The organism is Pseudokordiimonas caeni (genome assembly GCF_026719705.1).
Classification (GTDB): Bacteria; Pseudomonadota; Alphaproteobacteria; order Sphingomonadales; family Kordiimonadaceae; genus Gimibacter; species Gimibacter caeni.
Window position 1 is genome coordinate 175,789 of the sequence record NZ_JAPPRR010000003.1, and the last position, 16,310, is coordinate 192,098.

Genomic DNA, 16,310 nt, shown 5'->3' on the forward strand with positions numbered 1-16,310 from the left:
GGTAAAAATAAAACAGGCGAGGATATCATGTCAGACCAAGCGCAGCAGCAGGCTGCCAATCCATATCTTGAGGGGTCGCTGTCGCGGCTTTATGTGAAAACCGCGTTGCCGATGATCCTCGTGATGATGATCAACGGGCTTTACACCGTGGTGGACGCCGCCTTCATCGGTCACTTTGTGGGGCCGGAGGCGCTGTCGGCTGTCACGCTCATGTTCCCTGTCTTCATGTTCTTCGTGGCCCTTGGCAACCTTGTGGGTGGCGGCATGGTTTCGATCGTGGCGCGGCGGCTCGGTGCCGGCGATGTGGCAGGTGCGCGCGATACATTCGGGGCCGCACAGCTTCTCACCGTCGTTATCTGGCTCCTTCTGAACCTTCTCTATTTCACGGTTGGCAAGGGGCTGATCCTTGCCATGGCAGCGGGCGATGCTGCACTTGCCGGGCTCAGCATGGATTATATCGGGCCGCTTGTTGTGGGCGCTGTGCTCAACTTCTTCGTGGGTGTGCACTGGGATGCGCTTCGGGCGGAGGGTAAGGTCGGCGCGACCACGCTGATCGCCGTGGCGGCCACGTTCCTCAATGGCGTCTTCAACTATATCCTGATCGTGCAGTTGCAGATGGGCGTCTTCGGTTCGGCCATCGGCACGCTGATGGCGCAGGGTGTGGCCTTTGTGCTCGTTTATATTCTGCGCAAGCGCGGCAACATGAAGCTGCCCTTCATTGCGGTGCCGCACGGGGATGTGTTTGGCCTGTGGAAGCGGATCCTGACGCTCGGCCTGCCGCCGTCCCTCAGCTTCCTTGGCGTCAGCCTTGTTTCCGGCCTTGTCATCTTCGCGCTGCAGGGCTGGGCGGGGGATGGCTACGGCACCAGTGTCGCGGCCTACGGGGTGATCACCCGTATCTCGGGCTTCACCTTCCTGCCGCTTCTGGGGCTTTCGATGGCGGCGCAAGCCATTGTCGGCAACAATTTCGGGGCGGAACGTTATGACCGCTCGGACGGGGCACTGCGCGTGGCGCTCGCCTCCGCACTCGGCTACTGCGCGCTGATGGAAGGCCTGATGATCGCCGGTGCGCCGTGGATCGGCAGCATCTTTGTGTCGGACGCTGCGGTCATCAACGAGGTCGGCCGGATTATGCCGCTGATGATGCTCACCTTCTTCATCTTTGGGCCGTGCTTCATCCTGTCCGGCTATTTCCAGGCGCTCGGGGATGCGCGTATGGCGGCCTTCATGGGGCTCGCCAAGCCGTATCTCTTCTCGCTGCCGCTCATTCTGTTGCTGCCCTTCGCGCTCGGTGAACGTGGCATCTGGCTATCGTCGCCGGTGGGCGATGTAGCGCTGACACTGATCGCCATTTTCGTGCTGACCCGCATCGGCAAGCGCACAGGGGCGCGTTTTGGCCTCTTCCGGCACACACCCGAAGCCGCCTGACGATCCAAAAGCAAAGGCCGGCCCCATCGGGAGCCGGCCTTTTCATGTCTCGCTGTCTGACCTGAGCTTAGTTCAGGTCGAACTTGATGCCCTGGGCGAGCGGCAGTTCGCGACTGAAGTTCACGGTCGAGGTCTGGCGGCGCATATAGGCCTTCCAGGCATCCGACCCGCTCTCGCGACCACCGCCGGTTTCTTTTTCACCGCCGAAGGCGCCGCCGATTTCAGCGCCCGAGGTGCCGATATTGACGTTGGCGATACCGCAATCCGAACCGCTTGTCGCGACGAAGGCTTCGGCTTCGCGGATGTCGGTGGTGAAGATTGCCGACGACAGGCCTTGCGGTACGCCGTTCTGCAGCGCCATCGCTTCGTCGAACGTCTTGTAGGTGAGGATGTAAAGGATCGGCGCGAAGGTTTCTTCCTTCACGGCATCGGTTTGTGCCGGCATCTCGACAATCGCCGGGTTCACATAGAAGCCGCCGGGGAACTTGTCGGCAAGCGCGCGGCCACCGCCGGTTACCTTGCCGCCTTCGGCCTTGGCTTTGCCAAGGGCATGCTCCATGCCGTTGAAGGCAGCTTCATCAATCAGCGGACCAACGAGCGTGCCTTTTTCAAGCGGATCGCCAAGGCGGATGCCCGAATAGGCTTTCTTCAGCTTCTCGACGAGCGTGTCCTTCAGGCTTTCATGCACGATCACGCGGCGCGTGGTGGTGCAGCGCTGGCCGCAGGTGCCAACGGCGCCGAACACGATGCCGGGAATGGCGAGGTTAAGATCGGCCGACGGTGCCACGATGATGGCGTTGTTGCCGCCAAGCTCGAGGATCGACTTGCCGAAGCGCTGAGCCACACGCGGGCCAACGGCGCGGCCCATGCGGGTGGAGCCGGTGGCGGAGATGAGCGGCACGCGGTGGTCGTCCACCAGCTGCTCGCCAACGTCGGCGAAGCCGATGATCACCGACGACAGGCCTTCGGGGGCGTCGGCGCCGAATTTCTTGATGGCGGATTCGAGGATCGCCTGGCAGACGAGCGCGACCATGGGGGTCTTTTCGCTGGGCTTCCAGATGATGCTGTCGCCGCAAACAAGCGCGAGGGCGGCGTTCCATGCCCAGACGGCCACCGGGAAGTTGAAAGCCGAGATGATGCCGACGGGGCCGATCGGCTGCCAGTATTCACGCATATGGTGGCCCGGGCGCTCGGACACGATGGTGAGGCCGTAAAGCTGGCGGGAAAGGCCGACTGCGAAATCGCAGATGTCGATCATTTCCTGAACTTCGCCTTTGCCTTCCTCGAGGATCTTGCCGCACTCGGCAGTGACGAGGGCGCCAAGGGCATCCTTGTGCTTGCGCAGCTCTTCACCGAGCAGGCGAACAAGCTCGCCCCGGCGCGGGGCCGGCACGGTGCGCCACTTGAGGTAAGCCTCGTGGGCGGCAGCGATCTTGGCGTCGACCTGTTCCTTGCGGTCGGTCTTCACGGCGCCCATCAGGCTGCCGTCGATGGGCGAAAAGACCTCGAGGTCGCCGCCATGCATGGTGGCCGGATCGATGCCCAGTTCTTTCAGAAGGTCGTTAACGCGAGCCTGCATGGAAAACTCCTGTTCTTGTACTTCAGCGTTTGCCAAGCGAGGAAAGCGTCGCCACCGGCGTGATCGCTTCCTGCTCGACCATGATTTCAATCAGCGCCGGCTTGCCCGATGCGATGGCGGCGTCAAGGGCGGGGGCGAAATCCTCCGTCCTTTCCACACGCGCGGCATGGGCGCCGAAGCTTTCGGCGAACTTCACGAAATCGGGGTTCGTGAGGCCGGTGCCGGAGACATGCCCCGGATATTCGCGTTCCTGATGCATGCGGATGGTGCCGAGCATCCCGTTATTGAACACGAGGAATATGACAGCCGCATTGTAGCGTGCGGCGGTGGCAAGCTCCATGGCGCTCATCATGAAGCAGCCGTCGCCGCCGGCCGCAATCACCGTGCGCTCCGGGTACATGATCTTGGCGGCGATCCCGGCAGGGACGCCATAGCCCATCGCGCCCGAGGTCGGGGCAAGCTGCGAGGGGAAGGTGCGCCAGCGGTTAAACCGGTGCAGCCAGATCGCATAGTTGCCGGCGCCGTTGCAGTAGATCGTATCCTCGGGGAGCTTTTCGCGCATATGCAGGTAAAGCTCGGCAAGTTGCACATTGCCGGGGATCGCGGTCGGTTGCTGCCACTTCTCGTAAGACGCGCGGCATTCCTTCGTGTCCGCTGCCCAGTCAGCCGCATTCACGAGCTTCATATTGGCAAGCAAGGGCGCAATCGTCGTCGGCGTGGCGTTGATCGCAAGGGCGGGCTGGTAAACGCGGCCGAGTTCCTCGGCACCCTGATGCACATGAATGAGCGTTTGCGTCGGAACCGGCACTGAAAGGCGGGTGTAGCCGCCGGTCGTCATCTCGCCAAGGCGGGGGCCAAGGCAGAGGATCACATCGGCGTCGGTCATGCGCTTCACAAGCGCGGGGTTCGCGCCGATACCCATGTCGCCCACATAGTTCGGGTGATCGTTATTGAACCGGTCCTGACAGCGGAAAGAAACGCTGACCGGCAGGTTGTTGGCTGCCGCGAAGGTTTCGATCTCGGTGACGGCTTCCTGTGTCCAGCCCGAACCGCCCAAGAGCAGGAACGGCTTCTTGGCGCCGTCCAGAAGGCGCTTCAGTTCCGCCATGTCGGCAGCACCCGGATGCGCCTTGGCGGGCGTATAGGGCACCGAAGGCTGCGCCTTCACAAGATGCGTCAGCATGTCTTCGGGGAGCGCGAGCGCCACCGGGCCGGGGCGGCCGGAGGTGGCAACGCGGAAGGCGCGGCCCACATATTCGGCGACGCGCGAGGCATCGTTGATCTCGGCCGTCCATTTGGTCACTTCCGAAAGGAAGCGGCGATAGTCGATTTCCTGGAAGGCTTCGCGTTCCACCTGATCGGCCGCCACCTGCCCGATCAGCATTATCATAGGCGTGCTGTCCTGGAAGGCGGTGTGAAGGCCGATGGTGGCGTGGGTGGCACCGGGGCCACGGGTGACGAAACAGATGCCGGGACGGCCAGTCAGCTTGCCGTAGGCTTCCGCCATGTTGGCGGCACCGGCCTCGTGCCGGGTGGTGATGAAGCGGAACTTGTCGCCCACATCATGCATGGCATCGAGGGCGGCGAGATAACTTTCGCCCGGCACCCCGAAGGCCAGATCCGCACCATTGGCAATCAGCGCTTCGATCAGCGCCTGTCCGCCTGTCACCATCCCGTCGCTCATACCGTCCCCGTTCCCCAGTTCGCGTCGCTTTGAATGTGGTGGATGGGCGCCTCAGGCGCCCACCTCGACCGCTTGTGCATAGGCCGAACCGAAACGGTTTACAATGAAATCGTCGAAGTTGACGTCTTCCTGACGCACGAAGCCTTTTTGCGGCAGTTTGCCGTGGGCGAGCAGGTCAAGCACGGTGCAGATGCCGGCCGACGTGGTGATCTGGATGGCCGAGAAACGCTTGCCGCCGATATCCTTGGCGTAAACCTTGTGCGCGTAGGTTTCCTGCGTGAAGCGGCCGTCTTTCATGCCGGTGACGGTGACGAACACCAGCACCACATCCTGCAGGGTGATCGGCAGGGCATGCTCGAAAATGTCTTTCATCAGGTCCTGACGCTCCGAGAGGCGCAGGTCCTGAAGGAGCAGCTTCAGGATGTCGCGGTGGCCGGGGTAACGCACGGTGCGGTAGTTGAGGTTGTCAACCTTGCCCGAAAGCGTTTCGCAAAGCGTGCCGAGGCCGCCCGAGGTGTTGAAGGCTTCGTATTCCATGCCGTCGAGCGAGAAATGTTCGACTTCTTCAAGCGGCGGCACTTCCGTGAGCCGGCCGTTCACGATGGCTTCGCAAGGATTGCAATATTCGTTGATGAGGCCATCGGTCGACCAGGTCAGGTTATATTTGAGCGCGTTGGACGGATATTTGGGGAGCGCACCAACGCGCATGTGAACGTTGCGCAGTTTGTCGAACTTTTTCGCCATGTCGTAAGCGACGATGGAGATGAAGCCCGGCGCCAGTCCACACTGGGGGATGAAGGCCGAATTCGCACCTTCGGCCAGCTCTTTCACGAGGCGGGTCGAGGCGACGTCTTCGGTGAGGTCGAGATAATGCACGCCGGCCTTCTTGGCGGCGGGTGCGATGATCTTCGTCATGGTATAGGGGCAGGCCGAGAGAACGGCGAACTTGCCTTTGAGGGCGGCGTCCATGGCGGCTGCATCGGTGGCATCGAGCTTCAGCGTCGAGATGCCGTCATGCTTCGGCATGCGGGCGAGGGCTGCTTCGTCGCGGTCAGCCACGGTCACATGATAGTCGCCCGAAATGGCGAGCATCGTGGAAATCATCTCGCCGATCTTGCCGGCGCCCATGAGAAGAATGTTTTTCATTTTGAATGTCCCTCCATACGGATTTCTGGCGAGGTTGCACGGTCTGTCCGGATCCCCACCCTTCGCCCCTAAGGATAGGGGCCCAATCCGCCGAAATAAATGGACAGGCTGCCCAATTCGACCGATATTATTGTGCGATTTAACGGAGTTTTCGTGAAAATGCCGATCCACTTGCTGGATGATACCGACCGCGCGCTGATCGACCTGCTGAAAGCTGATGCCCGGCTACCGCTGTCCGAGCTTGCCCGCCGCATGGGCGTGTCGCGCTCCACGGTGCAGGACAGGCTGTCGCGCCTTGAAGGACGCGGCGTGATTGCGGGCTACACCGTGCGGCTCAACGAGCAGATGACAGAACGCGATGTGCGCGCTCATGTGTTCCTGAAGATCGTGCCGAAAGCGCAGGACGAGGTGGTGGCGCAGGCGAAGAAGCTGAAAGAGCTGCTGTCGCTTTACACGATCTCGGGCGAGTTCGACCTTGCCGCTATCCTCCGCGCGGAGACGACCGCCGCGCTCGATCAGGCGCTGGATGCGCTGGGGCGGCTGAAGGGGGTGGAGCGCACGCAATCGGCGGTCATCCTTTCCACCAAGGTGGAACGATAAGAAATCCTTGTTCCGACACATCTTCCGGCGATTCGGGTGGCGCGGTATGATTGTGTCACCAGTGCTGATCAAGGAGACACGCCATGGCCAAATCACAGGACGTCAAGAAGGAAGAGAAGAAGAAGCCGCTGCTTTCGCCCAAGGAGAAGAAAGCAGCCAAGGCCGCCAAGAAGGCTGCCAAGGGCTGATCTTGCACCAATTGCCACGCCAGCCCGTCAGTTCAGGCGGGCTGGCGGCCTCCTGCCGGAACGTCTTTTCCTGAGGTTTTCAGGTTGGCTTCCTGATACTCTCCCCGCACCGATGGGGGAGGAACGACATGGCGACAATCAAAAAGGAAATCGTGACAAAGGCCAGCACGGCGGCCGTATGGGATGCGGTGCGCGATGTCGGCGCGCTGCATACACGGCTGGTGCCCGGCTTTGTTGTCGACACAGTCGTCGAACCCGGCGCCCGCACCGTTACCTTCGCCAACGGGCTGGTGGTGCGCGAACCTATCATCACCCTTGATGACGACGCACGGCGGCTTGTCTGGTCGGTCGAGGGGATCCACATGACGCATTATAATGCGGTGGTTCAGGTGTCTGAAACACCGGACGGGACGAGGCTCACCTGGACGGTCGACTTCCTGCCCGATGACGCCGCACCCCATCAGGATGCCGTGATGGCGACCGGCATGGGCATCATGCAGCAGACACTGGACAAGCTCGCCGGATAGCGGCGGCCCTTCTTAAAATTTTAAATGGGTAAACCGAACAGAGACATCGGCTTTGTTCGTTTCACTGGGTCACATCCTTCTGCTTTTCTGTCGGGGCCGATAGTCAAGGCAACCAGAAGGAATATGTTATGAGTGCCTATCAGTTTTCCTTGGCCCCGCTCACCGGGGCTGCCCCGATCCGCCTTGCCGATTATCGCGGGCGGCCTGTGCTGGTGATCAACACCGCTTCCAAATGCCGTTTCACCAATCAGTATGAAGGCCTGCAGGCGCTGTATGAAAAGTACCGCAAGGTGGGCCTCGCGCTGATCGGTGTGCCGTCCGACGATTTCGCCAAGCAGGAATTTGCACTCGCCGATCAGATCGCCCAGTTCTGCATGGTGAATTACGGTGTGTCTTTTCCGATGGCGGCGAAGGCGCATGTGGTGGGGGACGCCGCCATTCCCCTTTTCAAATGGCTGGCAGACGAGGGCGGTGTGAATGCCCCGCCGCGCTGGAACTTCCACAAATATCTGATCGGCACGGATGGCAAGCTTGCGGGTTTCTGGCCCTCGATCGTCGGGCCCGATAACAAGCTGATCACCGACCGCATCGAGGAAGAACTGGCGAAGGTGACCGCGCCGGTCTGATCTCTCGCGTCCTGACTGGCGGGTCGGACATCAAATCATATTGATGTCCGATTTCCGCCTGCGCACCTGTCCGCTTGTCCGGTATGAAGGGATACCCAAACAAGAAACGGACAGGAGGATATGACATGCCAACCCAACAGGATCGTGCCCGGTTATTCCGCAGCCTGCACAAGGCGGGCGACCCATTGGTGCTTTATAATATCTGGGACGCTGGCAGTGCGCGCGCGGTGGCGGAGGCAGGCGCCAAAGCAGTAGCCACCGGCAGCTGGTCGGTCGCCGATGCGCAGGGCTACAAGGACGGGCAGGAAATCCCGCTTGATACGCTCCTCGCCATCGCCGAACGGATCGCCGGCACGGTGGATGTGCCCTTCACGCTCGATTTCGAAGGCGGCTATGCCGAAGATCCGGCGGGCGTGACGGCGAATGTGCGCCGCGCGGTCCAGACCGGCATTGTCGGCATCAATTTCGAAGATCAGGTGGTGGGCGGCAGCGGTGTCTATCCGGTTGAGGCGCAAGCCGCCCGCATCAAGGCGGTGCGCGCGGCGGCAGAGACCGAGGGCATTGACCTTTTCATCAATGCCCGCACCGACCTTTTCCTGCAGGAAGGCGACCGGGCGAAGCATCAGGGCCTGATTGCCGAGGCTGTCACGCGCGCCGAAGCTTACAAGGCGGCAGGGGCGGATGGGTTCTTCGTGCCCGCACTTGCTGATCCTACCCTCATCCGGGCCGTATGCGGGGCGGTCGCCCTGCCGGTGAATGTGATGATGTTCAGCGGCATCGGCACGGTGGCCGAGATGGCAGCGCTTGGTGTCGCGCGGGCGAGCTATGGCCCGCGGCCCTACCGAGAGGCGATGGCAGGGCTGAAGGAACGCTTCCTCGCCGAGCTTGCTGCCTGATCAGAAGGTGAGGGTGAAAAGCGCCCCGCCGCCCTCGCGGGTGGCGAGCGAAACACCGCCGCCGTGGGCGATCATTACCTGCCGGGTGAGCGCCAGGCCGACGCCGGAGCCATCCCGCTTGGTGGTATAGAAGGGCACGAAAACCTGGCGGGCAATGGCATCCGGGATGCCGGGGCCATTGTCCGCCACCTCGACGACCACGCGGCCGCGACGGTTGAGCCGGGCGGACAGGGTGACTTCTGCTCCTTCTTTCGGGCCATCGTCGCCCACGAGCGCCTGTGCTGCGTTCTGCAACAGGTTGATCAGCACCTGCATCAGCATGTCATGGTCAGCCATCACCTCAAGTGACGCGGGCTCGACATCGATCAGAAGGCCGATCTTGCGGGCTTCCCAGTCGTGGGCGGCGAGACGGGCTGCCTCCTCAAGCAGTGTTTTAACCGAAAGGCGGGTTTTCTCGGGCGGGGGCAGGCGGGTGAGGCGCCGGTAGCTTTGCACGAACTGCATCAGCCCGTCCGAGCGCCGCGCCACGGTGTTGACGGCATCAAGCACGTCTTCAAGCTCCGCCACGGCTTCGGGGTGGTCCGTCACCTTGCCGGCGGCATCCTCTACGAGATCCGCCGCCGTCTTGGCGAGCGATGCGACAGGCGTGATCGAATTCATGATCTCGTGTGTCAGTACGCGCACCAGCGACTGCCAGGCTTCAAGCTGGGCCTGATCCAGCTCGCTGCCGATATCCTGCAGGCTGACGATCCGCTCCAGCTTGCCGCCGATCATGATCTGCGTCGCTGCGATGGCGACCTGGCCTTCGGCTCCGTCGGCGTTGAAGGGGGCCAGCTTGCGCTCGCCGGGCTCAATGATCGTCACCTGCCGCTTGAATTCCTCCCCGAAGATTTCAAGGTCGGAAATGCGGCGCGGATGGTGGCTGCCGAACAGCCGCCGGGCGGCATTGTTCCACACGGTGATAAGCCCGTCGCCATGCACGGAAATCAGCGGTACGGGGACATGCTCGATCAGGGCCTTGTGGTGGCGAAGTTCTTCTTCCTGTCCCGTGCGTTCGGCACGGAAGCGATCAAGGATCGCGGTGAAGGTCTCGCCCAGTTCCCCGAACCCGGCACCGAGCCCAGTGAGGTTGAAGCGCTGGCCATAATCGCCGTAGCGCGCGGCATCGAGGAAACGATTCAGTTCGGCATTCGTGCGGCTGATGAAACGGTGGGTTTCCATGGTGGCAAACGCGGCTGCTGCCAGCGCCACAAGGGTTGCCACCTGATAGCCCGGCGTGATCAATAGCGCCACGAAAGCGGCAAGCAGCAGGGCGATGATGCCGAGCCGCAGGACGAGATAAAGGCTGAAGCGTTTAAAGCCCATGTTTTTCCATCCGGCGGTAAAGCGCGGCGCGGGTCAGGCCCAGATCCTTCGCCGCGTGGCTGATATTGTAGCGATGCTTCTTGAGCGCGGTGCTGATGGCGGCAAGCTCCAGCCGCTCAAGGTTCAGGTCATCAAGCGCCGGTGCCGCCGCGTCCCCGTTTGTCGGGGCAGGCGCGGCTGTCGGGGCCCCGTCGGAAAAGTCCCGGGCTTCAAATCGTTCCGTATCCGAAAGAATTGTCGCGCGCTCGATGGCATGGCGCAGCGCCCGCACATTACCGGGCCAGTCCTGCGTGGCGAGCGCGGCCAGTGCATCGGGCGAGAAGGGCTTTTCCGCCTTGCCATATTTGCGGGCATAGAAAGCTGCATAATGGGTGGCAAGCGCCGGGATATCCTCGCGCCGGTCACGCAAGGGGGGCAGGGTCAGCGTCACTGTATTCAGGCGAAACAGCAGATCCTGCCGGAAGCGGGCTTCATCATGCAACTGGTCAAGCGCGATGTTGGTCGCGGCGATTACCCGCACATCGATGGGTACGGCCCGCGTGGCACCCACGGGCGTCACTTCGCGGCGTTCCAGCACGGTCAGCAGCTTGGCCTGCAGATGCAGGGGCAGGTTGCCGATCTCGTCAAGGAACAGGGTGCCGCCCGAGGCCGCCACGAAACGCCCGGTGCGGTCCTCTTTCGCGTCCGTGAAGGCGCCCTTCTTGTGGCCGAACAGCTCCGACTCGAAGAGCGACTCCGCGATGCTGCCAAGGTCCACCCCCATGAACACGGCGCTCGAACGCCTTGATTGCCTATGAAGTTCGCGGGCGACAAGCTCTTTCCCCGTGCCGTTTTCACCAAGAATCAGCACGTTGGCATCCGTGGGCGCGGCGCGGGCGATCAGGCGCATCAGGTCCTGCATCGGCGGGGCGTCACCGATGATGGTGGGGGCGCTGCCCACGCTGGCGGCCGCGAGTGTTTTGTTGGCGCCCTTGAGGCGGGCGGTTTCGTCCCGGCTCTGGCCGAGCTTGACGGCAGCCGAAAGGGTGGCCACGACCTTTTCATTTTGCCATGGCTTGGCGATGAAATCGGTGGCGCCAAGCTTCATGGCCTCCACCGCCGTATCCACCCCGCCGTGCGCCGTGATCATCACGACGACCGCTTCGGGATCAAGCTCCAGAATCACCTTCAGCCAGGCGAATCCCTCTTCGCCCGACGATTCGCCGGGGCCGAAATTCATATCAAGGAGGATGGCATCGAACTTTTCACGGGCCAGAAGCTCGCGGATATCGGCGGGGCGGTTGGTCGTGGTCACCCGGTCGAAATGGCGCTTCAAGAGCAGCCGTCCGGCGACAAGGATATCCTCGTCATCGTCCACAATCAGAATGCTGCCCGCCTTTTCCGCCACGCCTGTCTACCCCTCTTGTCCGGTTGGTCGCGAGCCTATCGCAACTGTTCGATATCGTACACACAAAAATGTTCGATATCGAACACTGGCATCTGAATGCCGCAGAAATCTGCGGATTTATAAACTGGCACGCCGCTTGCGGATAAGGGGTGGTCACGACAGCGAGGACCCCAAAAAAACAAACGGGGCACAGCACGAACGGAAACAGAAATGGGTACTGTCACGAATATGGAAAATCCGTCGAAACAGCCGAAGAACAATCCGAACCCGGGCTCAGGGAGGCCGCATTCGGGTGCCGTATCGGGGTCCGGCATGGACCGCCGTGTGGAAAAAAAGAAACTACCGCTTAAAAAGATCGGCTGGATCGGCGGGGGCGTCCTTTTTGTGGCGGTTGCCGCCGCGCTTGCAATGCAGGCAACCGGTGGCCGCTCCCTCAAGATCGGCAAGGACCGACTGGAGATTTCCGAGGTGCAAAGCGGCACGTTCGAGGATTTCATCCCCGTTCGTGCCCGCGTGACGCCCTTGAAGACCGTGTTCCTTGACGCCATCGAAGGCGGCCGGGTGGAGCGCGTGCTGGTGGAAGACGGCGCCGTCGTCAAGGCCGGCGACCCGATCGTCGAGCTTTCGAACGCCACCTTGCAGCTTGAAGTGATCCAGAACGAAGCGCTCGTCACCGAGCAGCTGAATAACCTGCGCACCACCGAACTGGGGCTGGAGCGCAACCGGCTGGACCACAAGCGCAACCTTGTTGAAATCAATTACGAGATCACGCGCCTGTCGCGTCAGGCCGAGCGCGAGCGCGACCTGATCAAGACGGGTGCGGTGTCGCAGGCCAAGCTCGATGATACCGAAGATGCGCTCGCCTATTATATCGCCAAGCGCGAAGTGACGATTGAAAGCCAGGCGACCGACATGCGCATGCAGAAGCAGCAGCTCGATTTCCTGCAGAAAGCCGGCGCACAGCTTGAAAAGAGCCTCGAGTTCGCCCGTGGCAACCTTGAAGCCCTTGAGGTGAAGGCGCCTGTTGACGGCAAGCTTTCCGGCTTCAATGTGGAAATCGGCCAGAGCATCGAACGCGGCGGCCGTCTTGGCCAGATTGATGATCCGAACCGCTTCAAGCTCGAAGCCGAGATTGACGAATTTTACCTGAACCGTGTGGACCTTGGCCAGATTGCCACGTTCGAGCAGGGTGGCAGCGACTATGCCCTGCAGGTCGCCAAAATCTATCCGCAGGTGACAGGTGGTCTCTTCACGGTTGACCTTGTGTTCGACGGCGAAGAAGCCAAAGCCATCCGCCGCGGCCAGACGATCCAGCTGAAACTGACGCTCGGCGATGCGACCGAAGCCCGCCTCATCCCGAACGGCGCCTTCTTCCAGGATACCGGCGGCCACTGGGTCTTCGTCGTCTCGTCCGATGGCACCGAAGCCGTGAAGCGCAATGTGCGCCTCGGCCGCCGCAACACCCGCCATATCGAAGTCCTTGATGGTCTCGACCTTGGCGAGAAGGTGATCACGTCGCCCTATACGAACTTCAAGGACATGGACCGCCTGAAGCTCGGTGAAAAATAAGGTCTGAAAAGCGAGAAAACGGCCAAATCCGGCCAGAGTGACGACAGCGATAAACGGGAAGGAAAAAACATGCTCAAGATGCACAATCTTTCGAAAATCTACCGCACCGACGAGGTCGAGACCATCGCCCTCAACAATGTGAATATCGAGATCAATTCCGGCGAGTTCGTTGCCATCATGGGGCCTTCGGGCTGTGGCAAGTCGACGCTCCTCAACATCATCGGCATGCTCGATAACCCGTCGGAAGGCGACTATCTCTTCTTCGACGAAAATGTGGCCCGCTATTCGGAAGCCAAGCTCGCCAATATCCGCAAGCGCCACATCGGCTTCATCTTCCAGTCGTTCAACCTGATTGATGAACTGACGGTCGCCGAGAATATCGAACTCGCACTTCTCTATCACGATATCGCCGCCAGCGAGCGCCGCGACCGCGTGGCCGCCGTGATGGACAAGGTCGGCATTGCCCACCGCGCCAAGCATATGCCGAGCCAGCTTTCGGGCGGCCAGCAACAGCGTGTGGCAGTGGCTCGTGCCGTGGTCGGCAACCAGTCGATGATCCTTGCGGATGAGCCGACCGGTAACCTTGACAGCGCCCACGGCCAGGAAGTCATGGAAATGCTGCAGGGCCTGAATGAAGAAGGCACCACCATCGTGATGGTGACCCACAGCCCGGCCCATGCCGACTATGCCCGCCGCACCATCAACCTGTTCGATGGCCAGGTGGTAACGGAAAACCTGCGCGCCGCATAAGACGCGCAGCCGACTGACACAAAACAAAAAACCGAACACGACAGCGGGGAGGAAATCCCATGTTCAGCAATTATGTCAGCGTCGCGCTCCGGAACCTTGTGAAAAACAAGCTCTATAGCGCCATCAATATCATCGGGCTCGCCATCGGTCTTGCAGCCTGCATCCTCATCACGCTCTTTGTGCGGGATGAGCTTTCCTACGACCAGTTCTGGACGAAGGCTGACAGGCTTTACCGCCTGAACACCACTTTCTCGATCCCCGGCCGCGAGCCCTTCGTGACCGTGGTGTCACCCGGGCCATCGAAAGGCGCACTCGAGCGCTTTTTTGCGCAGGAGATCGACAAGGTCGTGCGCCTGCAATCGCTGACCCCGGTCATCGAGATCGGCAATGCGCTTTACACCGACGAGATGATTTTTGCGGACCCGACCGCGAGCGATGTCCTCGATTTCGACGTGGTGGCCGGCGACATGAAAGCCGTGCTGACCGACAATGCCTCCATCGCGCTTTCAGAAAAAATGGCCCACAAATATTTCGGCGACCAGCCGGCTGTGGGCAAGGTGATGACCATCACCAACTATAACCTGAAGCGTGATTACCGGGTAGCAGCGGTCTTCCGGGACCTGCCGCACAATACGGTGCTGGCGATTGAAATGGTCGCCATGATCGACGAGAACGACTGGCATGATCAGGCCTTCCTCTTCGACAGCTGGTTCTCGGTCAATAACACGGTGCTTTTCACGCTGAAGCCGGGCGTGGATATCAGCAGCGTCACCAGCCGGTTCGATGCTTTTGCCGACAACAGCATCGAAATGCCTGCGGAACTGACCGGCGGCAAGGGCGCTTCGGCCTTTGTGCAGTTCGGCACCACGAAGCTTGTGGACGCCCAGCTGCATCCGGCCGGCCTTGGCGAGATGAAGCCCACGGGCAATATCGCCACCGTCATCATCTTCGCCTCGATTGCCGGTCTCATCCTTGTGATCGCCTGCATCAACTTCATGAACCTCGCGACGGCCAAATCGACCCAGCGGGCGCGTGAAGTGGCGCTCCGCAAGGTGCTGGGCGCCGGCCGCGGCCAGCTGATCGTCCAGTTCATCGGGGAATCGGTGCTGATCGCGCTCATCGGCCTTGTCGCCGGGATTGTGATCGTGGAAGCCGCACTCCCATTCTACGGCGAATTCATCGGCCGTGACCTCAGCTTCGATTATACCGATGGCATGACGCTCGCGATCCTTGCTGGGCTCGTTGCCACGGTTGGCGTGGTGGGCGGTGTGTATCCGGCCATCATCCTTTCGGGCTTCCGCCCGGCCTGGGTGCTGAAGGCCAACAAGTCGGCGGAAACTTCAGGCTCGGCAGCCCTGCGCAGCGGTCTTGTAATCTTCCAGTTCGCCGTGTCGATCGCGCTGATCGTTGGTACATCCGGCGTATACGGCCAGCTCAAGTACGCGACGACGATGGATCCCGGCTATACGAAGGACAATATGTTCGTCCTGCACCGCATCAACCGCAAGGGCGCGGAAGAACGCCGGGACGCGCTGAAGGCGGAAATCCAGCGCCTGCCGGGCGTGGTATCGGCTACCTTCTCGGGCGATACGCCGGGCAGCTCGGACGAGAACAACACATCGGTCGAGATTCCGGGGCAGGAAAACACCGGCACCATCCTCATCGGTGTGCAGGATGTGGACCATGATTTCTTCAAGACCTACCAGATTCCGATCATCGCCGGCCGCGATTATGACCGCCAGTATGCGGGCGATTCCGAGCCGAGCGTGGAAGGGCTGAAGGAAGGCGATGTGGTCAACAGCAACATCATTGTCAATGAAAGCGTCCTGAATCGCCTTGGCTTCGGCACCCCCGAAGAAGCGCTGGGCAAGGTCTTCATGATCGGCCGTGGCAACGGTGTGAAGAATGCGCTGACCATCGTGGGCGTGGTGCCGGATGTGCATTTCCAGTCGCTGAAGACTGTGAAGCGGCCGGAGATGTACGCGCTTGATGCCGACAATTATGGCAATCTCACTGTCCGCTTCACGGGCGATCCGAAGGCGCTTGTTTCTGGCGTTGAGAATATCTGGCGGTCGCTCGTGACCGGGGTGCCGATTTCCTATGAATTTGTCGATGAGGCTCTGGCCGAGGAATTCGATCAGGAAGAAGCAACGGCCACCATGCTGGCGCTGTTTGCCGGGCTTGCTGTGTTTGTCGCCTGTCTCGGTCTCTATGGTCTTGCCGCCTTCACCGCCGAGCGCCGCACCAAGGAAATCGGCATTCGCAAGGTGATGGGTGCAACGGTGACCGATATCGTCCGCCTGCTGCTGTGGCAATTCTCGAAGCCCGTGATCATCGCCAACCTGATCGCCTGGCCGGTCGCGGTTTGGGGCATGCTTTCGTGGCTCGAAAACTTCCCCTACCGGATGGAAGCCTGGGTGCTGGGGCCCCTGTGCCTGATCGCCGGCCTGATCGCGCTCGGCATCGCCTGGGCGACGGTCGGCGGGAATGCCGCGCAGGTGGCTCGCGCCAACCCGATCAAGGCGCTGCGCTACGAATGATCATAAACGGGGCCGGGCGATGCAT

13 protein-coding genes are annotated in these 16,310 nt (G+C 61.3%); 8 read left to right on the plus strand and 5 right to left on the minus strand.

Going from position 1 to position 16,310, the window contains the following annotated elements:
- Nucleotides 1–27 precede the first annotated feature (27 nt).
- Nucleotides 28–1,428 (plus strand): MATE family efflux transporter, encoded by a 1,401-nt coding sequence (locus OU694_RS14040; protein ID WP_308911642.1) that lies wholly within the window; start codon nucleotides 28–30, stop codon nucleotides 1,426–1,428.
- 67 nt (nucleotides 1,429–1,495) lie between these two features.
- Here OU694_RS14040 and amaB read toward each other — a convergent pair whose 3' ends face one another.
- The 3 genes from amaB to OU694_RS14055 are packed head-to-tail and all read right to left on the minus strand — an operon-like array spanning nucleotide 1,496 to nucleotide 5,837.
- Nucleotides 1,496–3,007 carry an L-piperidine-6-carboxylate dehydrogenase gene (gene amaB, locus OU694_RS14045; RefSeq protein WP_308911643.1) on the minus strand — a complete coding sequence of 504 codons (1,512 nt, stop codon included), beginning with the start codon at nucleotides 3,005–3,007 and terminating at the stop codon, nucleotides 1,496–1,498.
- Nucleotides 3,008–3,029: 22 nt separating this feature from the next.
- Entirely contained in the window at nucleotides 3,030–4,691 is a 1,662-nt protein-coding gene (locus tag OU694_RS14050) for a thiamine pyrophosphate-binding protein (protein ID WP_308911644.1), read from the minus strand.
- Between the two features lie 51 nt (nucleotides 4,692–4,742).
- The gene (locus OU694_RS14055; RefSeq protein ID WP_308911645.1) at nucleotides 4,743–5,837 is read right to left on the minus strand and encodes a saccharopine dehydrogenase family protein; all 1,095 of its coding nucleotides are present in this window, start codon (nucleotides 5,835–5,837) and stop codon (nucleotides 4,743–4,745) included.
- Nucleotides 5,838–5,996: 159 nt separating this feature from the next.
- Here OU694_RS14055 and OU694_RS14060 point away from each other — a divergent pair, with 159 nt between their 5' ends.
- From OU694_RS14060 to OU694_RS14075, 4 genes are all read left to right on the plus strand, one after another.
- The gene (locus OU694_RS14060; protein ID WP_308911803.1) at nucleotides 5,997–6,437 is read left to right on the plus strand and encodes an Lrp/AsnC family transcriptional regulator; all 441 of its coding nucleotides are present in this window, start codon (nucleotides 5,997–5,999) and stop codon (nucleotides 6,435–6,437) included.
- Between the two features lie 316 nt (nucleotides 6,438–6,753).
- A complete protein-coding gene (locus tag OU694_RS14065) occupies nucleotides 6,754–7,152 on the plus strand; it encodes an SRPBCC family protein (protein WP_308911646.1) in 399 nt (132 codons plus the stop codon).
- A 128-nt stretch (nucleotides 7,153–7,280) separates the two neighbouring features.
- Nucleotides 7,281–7,778 (plus strand): glutathione peroxidase, encoded by a 498-nt coding sequence (locus tag OU694_RS14070; protein ID WP_308911647.1) that lies wholly within the window; start codon nucleotides 7,281–7,283, stop codon nucleotides 7,776–7,778.
- A 125-nt stretch (nucleotides 7,779–7,903) separates the two neighbouring features.
- Complete coding sequence (locus OU694_RS14075) at nucleotides 7,904–8,674, plus strand: isocitrate lyase/PEP mutase family protein (protein ID WP_308911648.1); 771 nt, start codon at nucleotides 7,904–7,906, stop codon at nucleotides 8,672–8,674.
- Here OU694_RS14075 and OU694_RS14080 read toward each other — a convergent pair whose 3' ends face one another.
- Nucleotides 8,675–10,039 (minus strand): sensor histidine kinase, encoded by a 1,365-nt coding sequence (locus OU694_RS14080; RefSeq protein WP_308911649.1) that lies wholly within the window; start codon nucleotides 10,037–10,039, stop codon nucleotides 8,675–8,677.
- Nucleotides 10,029–11,426, minus strand: coding sequence for a sigma-54-dependent transcriptional regulator (locus tag OU694_RS14085; RefSeq protein WP_308911650.1), 1,398 nt, complete (start codon nucleotides 11,424–11,426; stop codon nucleotides 10,029–10,031). The genes OU694_RS14080 and OU694_RS14085 overlap by 11 nt, the downstream gene beginning before the upstream one ends.
- Before the next feature lie 210 nt (nucleotides 11,427–11,636).
- On the opposite strand from OU694_RS14085, the gene OU694_RS14090 reads away from it, so the two are divergent.
- The 3 genes from OU694_RS14090 to OU694_RS14100 all read left to right on the plus strand — a co-directional run bounded on the left by OU694_RS14090 (nucleotide 11,637) and on the right by OU694_RS14100 (nucleotide 16,285).
- Complete coding sequence (locus tag OU694_RS14090; RefSeq protein WP_308911651.1) at nucleotides 11,637–12,995, plus strand: efflux RND transporter periplasmic adaptor subunit; 1,359 nt, start codon at nucleotides 11,637–11,639, stop codon at nucleotides 12,993–12,995.
- A gap of 69 nt (nucleotides 12,996–13,064) precedes the next feature.
- Complete coding sequence (locus OU694_RS14095) at nucleotides 13,065–13,745, plus strand: ABC transporter ATP-binding protein (protein ID WP_308911652.1); 681 nt, start codon at nucleotides 13,065–13,067, stop codon at nucleotides 13,743–13,745.
- Between the two features lie 59 nt (nucleotides 13,746–13,804).
- A complete protein-coding gene (locus tag OU694_RS14100) occupies nucleotides 13,805–16,285 on the plus strand; it encodes an ABC transporter permease (protein WP_308911653.1) in 2,481 nt (826 codons plus the stop codon).
- The last annotated feature ends 25 nt before the right edge of the window (nucleotides 16,286–16,310 follow it).

What these genes read in the sequence shown, in the direction of transcription:
- OU694_RS14075 (WP_308911648.1), top strand. Translation starts at nt 7,904, where the DNA reads ATGCCAACCCAACAGGATCGTGCCCGGTTATTCCGCAGCCTGCACAAG.
- OU694_RS14080 (WP_308911649.1), bottom strand. Translation starts at nt 10,039, where the DNA reads ATGGGCTTTAAACGCTTCAGCCTTTATCTCGTCCTGCGGCTCGGCATC.
- OU694_RS14095 (WP_308911652.1), top strand. Translation starts at nt 13,065, where the DNA reads ATGCTCAAGATGCACAATCTTTCGAAAATCTACCGCACCGACGAGGTC.
- OU694_RS14090 (WP_308911651.1), top strand. Translation starts at nt 11,637, where the DNA reads ATGGGTACTGTCACGAATATGGAAAATCCGTCGAAACAGCCGAAGAAC.
- OU694_RS14050 (WP_308911644.1), bottom strand. Translation starts at nt 4,691, where the DNA reads ATGAGCGACGGGATGGTGACAGGCGGACAGGCGCTGATCGAAGCGCTG.
- OU694_RS14100 (WP_308911653.1), top strand. Translation starts at nt 13,805, where the DNA reads ATGTTCAGCAATTATGTCAGCGTCGCGCTCCGGAACCTTGTGAAAAAC.
- amaB (WP_308911643.1), bottom strand. Translation starts at nt 3,007, where the DNA reads ATGCAGGCTCGCGTTAACGACCTTCTGAAAGAACTGGGCATCGATCCG.
- OU694_RS14060 (WP_308911803.1), top strand. Translation starts at nt 5,997, where the DNA reads ATGCCGATCCACTTGCTGGATGATACCGACCGCGCGCTGATCGACCTG.
- OU694_RS14070 (WP_308911647.1), top strand. Translation starts at nt 7,281, where the DNA reads ATGAGTGCCTATCAGTTTTCCTTGGCCCCGCTCACCGGGGCTGCCCCG.
- OU694_RS14055 (WP_308911645.1), bottom strand. Translation starts at nt 5,837, where the DNA reads ATGAAAAACATTCTTCTCATGGGCGCCGGCAAGATCGGCGAGATGATT.
- OU694_RS14065 (WP_308911646.1), top strand. Translation starts at nt 6,754, where the DNA reads ATGGCGACAATCAAAAAGGAAATCGTGACAAAGGCCAGCACGGCGGCC.
- OU694_RS14040 (WP_308911642.1), top strand. Translation starts at nt 28, where the DNA reads ATGTCAGACCAAGCGCAGCAGCAGGCTGCCAATCCATATCTTGAGGGG.